Annotated in this window: 8 protein-coding genes; 2 read left to right on the top strand and 6 right to left on the bottom strand. The window is 56.9% G+C overall.

Going from position 1 to position 13273, the window contains the following annotated elements; genetic code table 11:
• Window positions 1-426 precede the first annotated feature (426 nt).
• The 5 genes from A9976_RS24520 to A9976_RS24500 all read right to left on the bottom strand — a co-directional run bounded on the left by A9976_RS24520 (window position 427) and on the right by A9976_RS24500 (window position 6088).
• Entirely contained in the window at window positions 427-1224 is a 798-nt protein-coding gene (locus A9976_RS24520) for an HAD-IIB family hydrolase (RefSeq protein WP_183021158.1), read from the bottom strand.
• A gap of 86 nt (window positions 1225-1310) precedes the next feature.
• Window positions 1311-3188 (bottom strand): hypothetical protein, encoded by a 1878-nt coding sequence (locus A9976_RS24515; RefSeq protein WP_183021157.1) that lies wholly within the window; start codon window positions 3186-3188, stop codon window positions 1311-1313.
• 45 nt (window positions 3189-3233) lie between these two features.
• Window positions 3234-4199: a glycosyltransferase family 2 protein gene (locus A9976_RS24510; protein WP_183021156.1), complete on the bottom strand. Its 966-nt coding sequence runs from the start codon at window positions 4197-4199 to the stop codon at window positions 3234-3236.
• A 26-nt stretch (window positions 4200-4225) separates the two neighbouring features.
• Window positions 4226-5632 carry a hypothetical protein gene (locus A9976_RS24505; protein ID WP_183021155.1) on the bottom strand — a complete coding sequence of 469 codons (1407 nt, stop codon included), beginning with the start codon at window positions 5630-5632 and terminating at the stop codon, window positions 4226-4228.
• Window positions 5633-5737: 105 nt separating this feature from the next.
• The gene (locus A9976_RS24500; protein ID WP_183021154.1) at window positions 5738-6088 is read right to left on the bottom strand and encodes an EamA family transporter; all 351 of its coding nucleotides are present in this window, start codon (window positions 6086-6088) and stop codon (window positions 5738-5740) included.
• A 176-nt stretch (window positions 6089-6264) separates the two neighbouring features.
• Here A9976_RS24500 and A9976_RS24495 point away from each other — a divergent pair, with 176 nt between their 5' ends.
• Window positions 6265-8937 carry a hypothetical protein gene (locus A9976_RS24495; RefSeq protein WP_259649289.1) on the top strand — a complete coding sequence of 891 codons (2673 nt, stop codon included), beginning with the start codon at window positions 6265-6267 and terminating at the stop codon, window positions 8935-8937.
• A gap of 13 nt (window positions 8938-8950) precedes the next feature.
• Window positions 8951-11551, top strand: coding sequence for a hypothetical protein (locus A9976_RS24490; RefSeq protein ID WP_183021153.1), 2601 nt, complete (start codon window positions 8951-8953; stop codon window positions 11549-11551).
• Between the two features lie 56 nt (window positions 11552-11607).
• On the opposite strand, the gene A9976_RS24485 is transcribed toward A9976_RS24490, so the two are convergent.
• Entirely contained in the window at window positions 11608-13233 is a 1626-nt protein-coding gene (locus tag A9976_RS24485) for a peptide chain release factor 3 (RefSeq protein WP_183021152.1), read from the bottom strand.
• Window positions 13234-13273: the final 40 nt, after the last annotated feature.

Genomic DNA, 13273 nt, shown 5'->3' with positions numbered 1-13273 from the left:
GGGTGGAGCGAGGTGTTGGAGAGGGGGCGAGTTTTTTTCTCTGGCATGTTTGAAGTTGAATTGTTCAAAGACACCAGTGCCCAATGGCGCGGATGGAATGCAGGAGAGGATTTTTCAAAGAAAAAGGCGAAACAAACGCCTGTTCTTTGGGTATGTGGTGGATTCTAGGTGTGCAGCGCCGCTATATGAAATAGGGCGCATTCTGATAATTGAACCTTGATCTAGGAATAGTCCTAGAGCTGCTCTGCCGAATGGAGGGAGCAAATGGAGGGAGCGGAGGGTGCACAGCCCGCCTGCGCCGGGCGGTTGGCTGTGCTGAGGGCGGTGCTGTCTGCGGGGGGCGCGGGTCTCGCAGATCAGGATGGGCTGATGGGAGGGGCGAGGGCGAGGGCCTGCAAGGACTGCGCCGGTCCTCGGCCCCGAGAATCAGGGGCGCTGGGTCAGCAGGTACTGCGCCATTTCGGCAAAGCCGTCTCCACGCTCGGCCTGGGTGACATGGCGAGGCAAGTGCTTGAGCTGGGGCACGAAGCGCGCGATGTTGGCCACGCCCAGGCTGTGGGGCATGTGCTCGAACATCAGCTGGTCGTTGGTGGAGTCGCCGATGTAGATCCAGCGGTCCAGCGTGGCGTCAAGGTCGATGTCGAACAGTGTGCGCAGGATCCAGCGCGCGCCTTCGAGCTTGTTGTGCGCGCCAAACCAGCCGTTGATGTGGATGGAGCTGACGGTGGCGTTCATGCCCGCCGCCTTCATGATGGCCACGCAGCGGTCAATGTCCTGCTGGGGCATCTGGGTGAATTCGCTGTGGTCCACGGCAATGTCGCATTCGCGGCCCGCCGAGTCGGTGGCGCGCAGCGCCCCGGGCACGGTGGCCTCTATCTCGGCCAGCACCTGCTGCATGCGCGCGTAGTTGGCGGCGCGTGTGGCCTCGTCCTGCTGGTAGAGCTTGTCCAGCCCGCCCTGCGCATTGCGCCGCAGTGCCACGGCGCCGTTCTCGGCGACGATGGCATCCACGGGCCAGGCCTGGGCAAAGGGCTCGCTCCAGCCCACGGGCCTGCCCGTGATCGGTACCACGCGCAGGCCGGACTGCTTGAGCCGGGCGATGGCATCAACCACATGGCCCGGCACCACGCCCTCGGTGGTCAGGGTGTCGTCGATGTCGGTGAGGATGCCGAGCGGCGATGCGGGAGGTGTCCAGAGGGACAGCGGCTGGAGAGTGGTAGGCACGGTCGTCAAAATGCAAAAAGCCGCCCGGGGCGGCTTGTAAAAGGGCAGCGTTTGCGCGCACGGGCCGTGCACGCAAGGGCTCCATCCTACTGCCTGGCGAATTCGACGATGGCCTTGTAGAACTTGTCGGAGCCGTCCTTGGGGTTGTCGGGGGCCAGTTCCATGCGGTTGACGCCGTGTTCGGCTGCGCCCTTGAAGCGCTGGTTGATCACCGAGAAGTAGTAGGGGCTGATGAAGCTGGCGCCCGCATCGTAGTGGGCCTTGAGTGCCGCAAGATGTGTCCCGTCGAGTTTCCATTGCTGCGGATTGAACTCGGGCGCGCCGTAGCCGCTGCCGATCTGGTGCTGCTTCATGAAGCCGCGCAGCCAGTCGCTGTTGGTGGCACCGCCGTACATGTTCAGTCCCTGTTGCCAGGGGGCCTTGCCGTCCAGGGTCTGGGTGGAGGCGAACAGCTGCGGATTCCACGAGGGGTTCACATCGGGAATGATCTGGTGGGAGTAGAGCTTGGCGGCGGGCAGGCCGGCTGCAATGGCGCGCTCGTGGAACACCGCAAGCTGTGCATACACCTGCGATTCGCGGTAGTGGTTCCAGTCGTGGGCCAAGGGGTTGTAGTAGACGTCCTTACCGGAGCCAGGCATGTCCAGCCAGGAACGCACCCCCTTGAGCCGCAGCATGGCAATGGGCGGCAGCCAGCCCAGGCGTTTGGGCCCCATGTTGTTGACGACCTTGCCCTGGTCGCGCGGCACGATGTTGAAGTCGATGTTGGCCAGCTGGTACTTCCTGCCCCCCGATTCGGCCACGACCTGCACCACATGCTTGCCCGCGGACATCTGGCTGAAGTCGAGGTTGTGCCGGAAGCCCGTATTGGGACTGGTGATGTTGTCTACCGCGCGGTAGACATCCAGGCGGTTGAGGCCGCTGGCCATGGGGCCGACCAGCTTGCCGTCCACGTACAGTTCCAGCCGCTCGATGGCTTTCTCAGGATCCCAGAGCCAGCCGGCGACGGGAAGCGTGCCGTCGGCGAAGGCATCGTAGTGTTCGCCGAAACCGTTGAGCTTCTCCTTGCGGATGTCCTTGGACGGTGCAGGAATGGCATCGAACGATGTGTAGTCCAGTCCGGTCTGGGCCTTGAACTGGGCAATGTCCTTGTACTTGGTGCGAAGCCATTGGCGAAAGCCTGCGACCGAGCCCGGGCTGTAGTCGGTGACACGGATGTCCTGATAGGCACCCATGCCGTTCTCGAAGTCCGGAAACATGTGGTGCAGCTCGCCCGGCAACGTGTAGGCAATGATGCGGTCCTGCACAGGCTTGGGCAGTTCCCGGATCTTCCTGGCCATGTGCTCGAGGGCCTTGAAGCGGTAGTGGTTGACGGGAACCGAAGCATCCGTCGAGAGCGTGTAGGGCAGGATGCGGTAGCCGAAATAGCCCAGTTCCAGGGGCTTGCCGTCTTTCAGTTGCATCAGGTTGACGGGGTCCTTGGCCAGTTCGGCGGCAATGGGGCCGACCGAGTCGAAATGGTCTGCCGAGAAATAGAGCACGACCGGACGCTGCACCTTGCGGATGACGTTCAGGAAGCTGTCCACCTTGGCTTCGTCGATTTCCCAGCCCTTGGCCGTGCGCTGGTACAGCCCCAGCAGTTGCAGGGTGGCGGTGTAGCCGATCTGCACATTGCCCTTGGGGCCTCCTGGCTCCAGCGTGTCCAGCAGGCGGTTGACGGCAGCGGAGCCGTCCAGCTTGCGCTGCTGGCAGAAGGCATAGGCCTCGTCCATGGACTTGATCCTGGTGTCGGCAACGGCTTCATCGCACAGGAGCATGCCCTCCACGGTGGGCGCGATGACCAGGGGCTGGCTGCGCGGTACGGCAGCGGGCGCCTGCGCGCTGGCAGCCAGCGAAGCCAGCGCGAAGCCTGTCGCGATCAGCGCGGCTGCTTGTGAACGGAGGGGGTGGCGAGACACTTGGGGCATGGGTGGGCTTGCGGGGGCTGATTGCAGCAACAAGGTTTGGAGTGATCAGGCGACCGCCTCGTCTTCGAGAGACAGGCTGACCGGCTCGGTGGGCACGCTGCTCACGTCGTAGTGCAGAAAGGCGATCAGGCACTGAATGCCGATGATGACGGGCAGCGCCGCCAGCATGACAGTCCCGCTGGTGGCGGGATGACTGCTGCTGCTGCTGACGATCCAGCGCCAGAGTCCGAAGAGGGTGCCCAGCAGCACAAGCAACGTACCGCTCAGGCTATAGAGCGTTCCCACGTTGAAGTCGCGCACCAGGTAGTTGTAGACATAGCGCCGCCACAGGCGCGAGGCATGCTTGCGCAGAAACTCAGGCAGCACCTTGCCGATCCTGAGGTTGGACTCCTCATCGGCATAGACCGAATCCATGGGCACATCCTTGACGACGGCGCGCACGGTGTTCAGGCGGAACAGCATGTCGGTCTCGAAGAAATACCGGCTTTCCAGCTTGTCCAGCGGCAGCTCGGCCAGCACGCAGGTGCGCACGGCGGTGTAGCCGTTGGTGGGGTCCATCACGTTCCAGTAGCCGCAGCTGAGCTTGGTCATGAAGGACAGCACGGCATTGCCGAACAGGCGTACCGGCGGCATGTCCTGTACCGACTCGGGCCGGTAGAAGCGGTTGCCCTTGGTGTAGTCGGCCTGGTGGCGCAGAAGGGGGCGCACGAACAGCGGCAGCAGCGAGGGGTCCATCTGTCCGTCGCCGTCGATCTTCACCACGATGTCCATGCCGTCGGCAATCGCCGCCTTGTAGGCCGTGACGATGGCACCGCCCACGCCTCGGTTCTCGGGGTTGTAGAGCACGCGCACGCGTGGGTCAGTGTTGTGCTCTTCGATGAAGCGTCCGCTGCCAGCAGGGCAGGCGTCGTCCACGGCATAAATGGCCTCGACCTCGGGGCCGATGGCGTTGATGACACCGAGCACATGCTGGATGACCTTGTAGCAGGGGATGGCGACGGCAATGCGCATGGGGTGTCTCGTGAGTGCGTCTTCAGTCATGGAACTCCGGCCTCGGCCGACGCGCGAGGATAGCCTAGTTGCTCGGGTGTCGATTGTCTCTGCGGGTTATTCTGCCCGGGCATGGCTCTTCGGCTCAAAAAGATAGGTAGCAGAATCAGCGGAAGTAGGAAAAATGGCAAGAGATAGCGATATTCACTGGCAATCGAGAATGTGAATATACCGCCCAGTTGTGCCAGCATTGGTATTGCGACAAGAAGAAGCGCTTTGTCCTTTTCCTGCAGACCCACCCTTACCGCCCAGAAAAGAAGTGCAATTCCAAGAAAAGGTGTCCAAAGAATCCAGCGATGCTGGTAACTGAAATTGAATATCTCTGTGGCAAAATTTTCCGATGTGTGTAGCTGGAACTTCCGGTAAGTCGACTGAGAGCCAGTGATTTGTAGTACGTGTTTCGCGTAGGTAAGGCTGGGAAAGCCTCCATCTGCTAATGCACTTGTCATGAAGATATTGAGGCGGCTGCCAAGGAACTTGGGGAAATTCTGCCATAGGTTGTAGCGGAAGAATTCCTTGATGATGATCCTGCGCTCTGCCTTTTCCATTTTCATCACCTGCGGACCATCAGCCTTGAACGTCAAGGTGTCCCAGTAATCTGGATCATAATTCTTGATATATACTTCCAACGGTCGGTGCTTCGCAAGTGCCTCCATCGTTTCTGGAGATATTCTTGGCTTGTCTCGCGCCAAGTCCATGGCCCTGGGCTGAAGGAAGTTGATCGTTTCATGGATTGCCAGTGGGAAAATGCTCCCGTGGCTATAAAAGAAGCGTGCATTTGTTCCCGCAATCATCAGGCCGCACCATGTCACTAGGATGGCGACCAGGAGGTTGCGACTTCTGCGATCAAGCAGAAAGAGCAAGAAGACTGCTGGAGCTAGAAATATAATTCCATTGGGCCGTGCAAATGAAGCAAAAGGCAGGGTAATGAAGATCATGAGCAAGGCAAAGCCCGAGAGTCTTCTGTTTTTCGCGCCAAGCCAAATCTCGAAAAGCAATCCGATGACTGCAATGGAATAAATTCCGTCAGGGTACAAGGAGCTGGAAAAAAATACCAGATGCGGAGCAAGACTGACGAAAACAAGAAGAAAACCGGCCGTTTTATGCAGTCCCTGATTCCAGCACCAGGAAAGAATTCGTGCCTGAATCAGCGTGCTTATGAAGAGCATGAGCAGTATGGGTATTTCAACCAGTTGCATCTTCTCGTAGAGAAGTTGGATGAAATAAAACCAGAAAGCGGGCTTTCCTGAGTGATGTATCTCCGGAGCCATCACATGCTTTAAAATGGCAATGCTGTCTTCTCCCAGAATTCCGGGCCAAAATATCAGGAGCCAGCCACCATAGACCAGTGCCAGTGTAAAAAAGAATGCAGAAAACGTTTTGTTTGCTCTCATTTTTTTGCTCAATGCGGAGCGGATATTTGTGAATTCGAGGTATCTGATGGAACGACTGGAGATTGAATGGTCCCCACGGAGTCGGTGCCATCTATTTACGGGATCTCAGGGTGCATGAGCGGTAATTGTGATTCCCGCCAGTATCAGCGCACCGCCGATGAGGGTGGTCATGCGGATAGGCTCGCCTAAGAAAAGCCAGCCCAGACAGGGAACGATCAGGAAGGCCAAGCCCATGAACGGATAGGCCAGGTGGAGGGGGGCGTGGCGCAGCACCCATATCCATACCAACGTGGTGATTCCATAGAGGGCGAGGGCTGTGATGAGCCAGCCGTTGAAGACCCAGTGCTGCCAGTTTGCAGCCTCAGGCATGGACAGGGCAGCCTTCTTGAAGAGCATCTGGCCTAGCGAGATGCCCAGAACGCACAGGATGGTGATGCTGGTGAGGAGGGGGGTCATGTTCAGAGGGGGAAGATCTGTTCCGGGATGACTCGTGGACTTCGCCTGCTTGATGCCGCAGGTCTCGAGCAAAAAGGAGACTGTAATGCAGACCCGGGGATCGCCGTTGGATCTGCGGCCTGGCAAGCCGCAAGCGGCGTGGCAGCTGTTCACCCGACCTCGAAGATGCTCCGGGTATGCATCGCTATTCCGTGCGATCTACCGGGCAGTCGTTCATCATTGTCAGTTTGTGTTTTGGGGTCTCCTCCTGCGGTGTAGGCCTGTTCTTACAATGGCGCCGAATTTTTGTGCAGATCAATGTGCAAAGTCTGCGAAGATCGATGGCCGAAAATTACCTAACCTCCATGAAACGATTGCTTTTGATATGGCTGCTACTAGTAGCCCCCTGGTTTGTCCATGCACAAGAAGCAAAGGCCACGCTGCCTGGTGTGCTGGAACACTGGTCCTACAACAAGGGAACGGGAGAGTTGACGCTTCGTGGGTGGGTGCTGGGTGGCAAGGATGGTAAATCACCCCCTACCATAAAGCTGGCTGTTGCGGAGTCGCAATTCCAGGCCCAGGAAATTCCATGGGAAAAACGGCCTGACGTTTCTTTCGACAACCCCCTCACGGGTGGGCAGATTGGCCTGGGATTCAGCTGGACGGTCAGTCTGTCGAAAGACCTTCCTGGCGGTGTATATCCCATCAAACTGGATGCCATATATGGTGATGAAAAACCAGCAGCGCTATTGTCAGCCTCTACACCGATGATCGTTGTGGAGAAGGTGCGAGGTCGCCACTGGTGGGTTCTCGGCATAGTGCTTGTGGCTCTTGCCTGCATTCAGTTCAGCAAACCATCGCGCGGGCAGCGGCTTGGGAAGTGGCTGCAAGAGCGGCGGGCCTATCTGGTCATCGCTGGATTATGGGCCGCATTGGTGGCCATAGGGGTTACGGGCAGTTCAATCGGCCTCTTGATTCATAGCCCTTACGGCCAGAGCATGCTGGATGCCAAAGGCAGCGATGCCAAGCTGTTCAGCCTGCGCTCCATACGTGCGGATGAGTGGAGTGTGCTGATGCCTAATGTGCTGGCTCAAATCCACCACGAACCACCATTTCCTGTGGTGAACTCGAATATTGGTCCCAACGGACAGAATATGGGTGTCATCGGCATGACGGGTGCACCTGTCAAGCAATGGGCTGCGTTGGCTCGGCCCGCAACCTGGGGCTATTTCTTTCTCCCCATGCGCCAGGCATTGAGTTGGCAATGGCAAATGCCATTCTGGGGAGGGTTGCTGTCCATATGGTTTCTGCTAAATCTCCTGCGTCCTGACAGAAAAGGATTGAACTTCGGGTTGGCATTTGCATTCTGCGTGGCGCCGTATGCCGCGGCTTGGTCAAACTGGCCATTGTATGCAGCAATGTTTCCTGCATTGGCCTTTGTACTGTCATTCAAGATAATGAAAATTGAGAGCCCATGGAAGACGGCTCTTATGGGTGCGATACTTGGTTGGCTGCTTGCTTGCTGGGCATTGGTTTTGTATCCGCCCTGGATCATCATTGGCGGTAGTTTTCTACTGCTTCTTGCTGTGGGCTGGGGTTTTGATCAGCGCAGTGAGCTGCGCTGGGGCTGGGCGCAGCTGTTAGGTATTTTTGCTGCGCTGGCAGTTGCGTCGGCGCTTCTTGGTAGCTGGTGGTTGGATACTCGTGATGCCGTGGCACTCATGCAGGCAACGGAATATCCTGGCAAGCGTGGCTCAATGCCAGGCGGGGATCTTGCATGGTGGTGGCATCTCCGAGGGTATTCCAATGCAGACACTGTTGTCCGCTCTCCAGGCCCTGAGACAAATCAATCAGAAATCAGTTCATACTTCATATTGCCAATACTTATGGTCGCGTTGTGTGCTGTGCATCTGATGCGATCCACAAAATATCGCTGGTCTGTGGCGGCATGCGCAGCATTCATGGTTTGCTACTGGATTTTCAGTTTTTCAGGTTTCCCAATATGGCTGGCCAAGTATTCGCTTTGGGGCAATATGCCGACTGCCCGTATCGATTTGGGAATGGGGTTGGCTTTTTCTGTGTTGATGGCTCTGGTTGCCGGTGGGGCCGTGGCGACGGTAGATAAAGACGGTAATGGTAAAAGTGTTTCCATTTTCCAAAAGTGGCTGATTCCTGGGTTGGTGGCAATTTCAAGTGCGGGATTGATTGCATGGACCTTGATGAGAATCCCCAAGGATTTTACGCCAAGTGGAAGCTGGGTATATACGCTGGCCATGACGCTTTCCGGAGCAGCGATCTGCTGGTGGATTATGAGGAGGCGAATGACGGCAGGCGTGGCCATGTTGGTTATCGTCAATTTGTTGGCAACGTTGGCTTTTAATCCGGTGACGAAGGCGCCTAAAGATGTGATTCTTGCGGATGGAAATCTTCAGTTTTTGAAAGATCCTCATGATGAAAATAAACGCTTGCGGACATTGGCTCTGAATGGGGATGGCGTGGGGCCCTTGATGCTGGCAGGTATGGGCTATCCGGTGGTAAATGGGGTTCTTTATTACCCGCATAAGGAGTTCTGGGAGAAAATGGGGCTCCCGGAATCAAAGTGGCCGATTGTCAATCGCTATCAACATCTCGGGTTCTATGTGGATGAGACGGTAAATGTGGGGGAGGGATATACAGTTTCGGCGCCTGCAGTGGACTACATTAGGGTATTGGTGAATCCAAAAGACTTTGATTTCAATAAGACAGGCGCCGACCGGGTCGTTGTCCTCGCAGATGAGGCCGGTGGGCTAAATTTGAATTCCTCTTTGATTTGGCTCGGGGCATCCAGGAGGTTTCACTGGTTTGCCGTAAAGGGCAGTCCTGCCGAGTAGGATCTCAGGTTTTATGAATCTGTTGTTTCTCAATCAAAAAAATGCAAAATTTTCTGCGAATGATCGAGTTGCCGGGTGTGGTATGTCAATGATGGTTTTCCGATTGATTTTTCTGCTGCTTTGCGTCTCTTTCCCGTGGATCGGGAAGGCTGCAGATAATTCGCATCCTAAGATATATGGAGCATTGGAACATTGGAGTTATGAGCCAGATAGCCGCCAACTGACTGTCTCTGGGTGGGTGCTTGCAGGGGAGAAAGGATTAAATCCTCCTTTGCTCAGGCTATCCGTATCCGGCGAGAAATTTGAAAATAATAATGCCAAATGGATTGAAAGAGAGGATGTGTCTGCCACCAACCCTGCGATGGGAGGCCAGACAGGCGTTGGATTTTCCTGGGAAGTTTCTTTGTCGAAAGTCCTGCCCGCTGGCGTGCATCCAGTAGTCCTGGAGGCTATCTACCAAGCGGATGGGGACAAGGCCGCCTTGCAGAGTGCTTTTTCAGGGCCACCAGTTATCGTTATTGAAAGCATACGACCACGACATTGGTGGACGTTGGGTATTTTGCTTTGCGCGGTAGCATTGCTTGGAGCTAAGAAACTGCAGAGTTTGCGGGGCTTGAGGAGGGGTATTTCAAGCTTCAGAGGGCGGGGCGTATATATTCTGATTATCGGTTCTTTCACCCTTTTGGTCGGTGCTGGAATTACGGGGAGCTCAGTGGGCTTGTTGTTGCAGAGTCCGCATGGAGCAAGCATCTTGGATTCAAAAGGTAGCAATGAGAGATTGTTCAGTTTGCGCCCCATCCGTGGGGATGAGTGGGGAGTATTGATGCCAAATGTATTGGCACAAATCCATCACGAGCCAAAATTCCCTGTCGTAAATACCAATATAGGCCTGAACGGTCAAAATATGGGGGTAATTGGCATGACAGGTGTGCCAATCTACCAGTTGGCGGCCCTGGCTCGTCCTGCGACCTGGGGCTATTTCTTTTTGCCCTTGCGGCAAGCCATGAGCTGGCAGTGGCAACTTCCTTTTTGGGGAGGATTGCTTTCCGTATGGCTGATGTTGAATTTGATTCGAAAAAATCAGCGAGGGCTGAACTTTGGGTTGGCATTGTCTTTTTGTGTGGCACCGTATGCGGCTGCATGGTCCAATTGGCCGCTGTATGCAACGATGTTCCCTGCTATCGCCTTCGTGGTTGCCTGCAGGTTATTGACAGTCGCTAGCGTTTGGAAGGCAGTGCTGCTCGGCCTCGCTCTGGGGTGGGCTGTAAGTGGTTGGTTCCTTGTGCTTTATCCCACCTGGGTTATTGTCATTGGAAGTATTCTGTTGCTGGCTGGCATTGGCTGGTGCGTGGATCAGCGTGCCCAGCTGCGTTGGTCAATGGCGCAGTGGGCGGGCTGTGCCGCTTCCTTGTGCGTGGTGGTTGTTATTGTCGGTAGCTGGTGGCTTGATACGCATGAGGCAGTCGCGTTGATGCAGGCTACGGAATACCCCGGCAAGAGAGGTGCAATGCCGGGCGGGGACTTGCAGTGGTGGTGGCATCTGAGAGGCTACACCAACGTGGAAACGGTACTTAGCATGCCCGGTCCCAAAACAGATCCGTCATCAGCTAGCTCATTTTTCCTGTTGCCTTTATTGTTAATAGCCTTTTTCTTAAGAAATTTCCGGAGTTCTGCACAGAGGTCTTGGATGATTGTCGCTGCGGCTGCCTTCGTCTTTATTTACTGGATCTATTGTTTCATCGGTTTTCCTGTGTGGTTGGCTAAATATTCCTTGTGGGGGAATATGCCGACGGTGCGCATGGACGTAGGTATTGGGCTGGCTGGAATTATGGCAATGGCTATGATGGCTGGTGGGTATGTGTTGGATGGTGAGCAAAAAACAAAAAGACTGAAGGTGATCGGGAATTGGGCCATCCCTGGAGCAGTGGCCTTGGCGAGCGCCATTCTTATAGCAATGGCGATGTCATATACGCCGAGAAATATAATGCCAGGGGGCAGCATTGTTTATACTGTCGCGATGGCTGGTTCTGGCGCTGTCATCTGCTGGTGGATGTTGAGAGGAAGAGTGGCTGAAGGGGTATGGCTACTGACTATTGTGCATTTGCTCACAACCTTTGCCTTCAATCCATTTTCTAAGGCACCTAGAGATATTGAGCTTGCTCAGGGTAATTTGTCCTATGTCACGAATGGCCAGCAGCCAGAAAAAAGGCTGCGCACTTTGCTGCTCAATGGTGATGGAATTGGCGCGCTGACATTGGCTGCTGCCGGGGTACCTATTGCTAACGGCGTTTTTTATTATCCCCATGAGAGGTTCTGGGAGGAGATGGGCCTGCCATCGGATAAATGGTCTGTCGTCAACAGATATCAACATTTGGGGTTTTATGTTGATTCTGACGTGCAGGAAAGCGATGGATACTATGTCTTTTCGCCGACAATAGACCAGGTGCACGTTCATATACACCCATTGAATTTCAATTTCGCAAAATCAGGAGCCGACAGGGTGGCTGTCCTGGCTCAGCATGCCCAGGGATTGCGTAAAAACCCCTCGCTGAACTGGTTGGGAGAGTTCCGAGGCCTGAACTGGTTTGCCGTGAATAATTCCCGCAAGCCGTGAAGATGCATGCGGATCAGGGTACTGATCCGCATGCATTGCAGAAGGCGTTTGGCGCCTTATCCCTTTTGCAAAGCCAACCCCGCATGCTCGCGCAGCGGATGGAAGTGAATCTTGGGAAACCGCTCCTGCGCCAATCGCACGTCATAGGGTGACGTGCACAGATAGGCCAGCGTATCGGCCGCATCGCGCGCCATGCGCAGCGGGTAGGCGTTCTCGAATTCGCGCAGCTCGGCCGGGGTGTCTGCCGTGATCCAGCGTGCGCCCGTGTACTGGCAACCTTCCAGGCGGATGTCGCAGTCGTATTCGGCGTTCAGGCGGTGCTGGACAACTTCGAATTGCAGCTGGCCCACGGCGCCCAGCAGCATGTTGCCGCCAGCCTCGGGCTTGAAGACCTGGATGGCGCCTTCCTCGCCCAGTTGCATCAGGCCCTGCTGCAGCTGCTTGGTGCGCAGCGGGTTCTTGAGCACCACGGTCATGAACATTTCCGGGGCGAAGAAGGGCAGGCCCGTGAACTGGAGATTGGTGCCGTCGGTGATGGTGTCGCCCAGCTGCACGCCGCCATGCGTGGTGAAGCCGATGATGTCGCCCGCATAGGCTTCTTCCACGGCTTCGCGGCGCTGGCTCATGAAGGTCACGACCGAGGTGGGGCGCAGCTCCTTGGCAGTGCGCTGGACTTTCATCTTCATGCCGGGCGTGTACTTGCCCGAGGCCACGCGCACGAAGGCGATGCGGTCGCGGTGGTTGGCGTCCATGTTGGCCTGGACCTTGAAGACCACGCCGGAGAAGCCTTCGTCCTCGGGCTGGATGATCTTTTCCACAGGCTGCTTGTTGACCAGCAGCGAGCTTTTGCGGGGGCCGGGCGGGGGCGACATGTCGACCACGGCATCCAGCACTTCCATGACACCGAAGTTGTTCACGCCGGAGCCGAAGAAGACCGGTGTGAGCTTGCCTGCCAGGAAGGCCTCGTGGTCCCAGGGGGCCGAGGCGCCCTGGGCCAGTTCCATGCTTTCCAGCGCATCGTCGAAGGACTGGCCGAAGCGCGCGCGCAGCTTGTCGACCTCGGCCAGGGGGATGGCCTCGAAGTCCTGCGGGCGGCGCTCGCTGCCGGGCTGGAACACCGTCATGGTCTGGGTGAGCAGGTTGATGATGCCGCCGAACTGCCGGCCCTGGCCCACGGGCCAGGTGACGGGGCAGCAGGGCATGCCCAGTTCGCGCTCCACTTCGTCGAGGATGTCCAGGGGATCGCGCACTTCGCGGTCCATCTTGTTGACGAAGGTGATGATGGGCGTGTCGCGCTGGCGGCAGACCTCGATCAGGCGGCGGGTCTGCGATTCCACGCCGTTGGCGGCGTCGATGACCATCAGGGCCGAGTCCACGGCCGTGAGCACGCGGTAGGTGTCTTCCGAGAAGTCCTTGTGGCCGGGCGTGTCGAGCAGGTTGACCACGTGGTCGCGGTAACTCATCTGCATGACCGAGCTGGCCACCGAGATGCCGCGCTGCTTTTCGATTTCCATCCAGTCGGAGGTGGCATGGCGGCTGGCCTTGCGGCCCTTGACGGCGCCCGCGATCTGGATCGCGCCCGAGAACAGCAGCAGCTTTTCGGTCAGCGTGGTCTTGCCCGCGTCGGGGTGGGAAATGATGGCAAAAGTCCGGCGGCGCCGGGTTTCCAGGGCGTAAGTCAAGGGGGAATCCAGGAGATGGCAATAGACAGGGCGCGCGTAC

Source organism: Delftia sp. UME58, from assembly GCF_014170385.1.
Lineage (GTDB): Bacteria > Pseudomonadota > Gammaproteobacteria > Burkholderiales > Burkholderiaceae_C > Comamonas > Comamonas acidovorans.
The sequence above is the reverse complement of the archived record's forward strand: the minus strand, read 5'-3'. Positions and strand labels throughout refer to the sequence as shown.

Excerpts from the sequence above, each read along its gene's own strand:
- A9976_RS24495 (WP_259649289.1), top strand. The coding sequence starts at position 6,265 with ATGCATCGCTATTCCGTGCGATCTACCGGGCAGTCGTTCATCATTGTC.
- A9976_RS24515 (WP_183021157.1), bottom strand. The coding sequence starts at position 3,188 with ATGCCCCAAGTGTCTCGCCACCCCCTCCGTTCACAAGCAGCCGCGCTG.
- A9976_RS24490 (WP_183021153.1), top strand. The coding sequence starts at position 8,951 with ATGAATCTGTTGTTTCTCAATCAAAAAAATGCAAAATTTTCTGCGAAT.
- A9976_RS24505 (WP_183021155.1), bottom strand. The coding sequence starts at position 5,632 with ATGAGAGCAAACAAAACGTTTTCTGCATTCTTTTTTACACTGGCACTG.
- A9976_RS24510 (WP_183021156.1), bottom strand. The coding sequence starts at position 4,199 with ATGCGCATTGCCGTCGCCATCCCCTGCTACAAGGTCATCCAGCATGTG.
- A9976_RS24500 (WP_183021154.1), bottom strand. The coding sequence starts at position 6,088 with ATGACCCCCCTCCTCACCAGCATCACCATCCTGTGCGTTCTGGGCATC.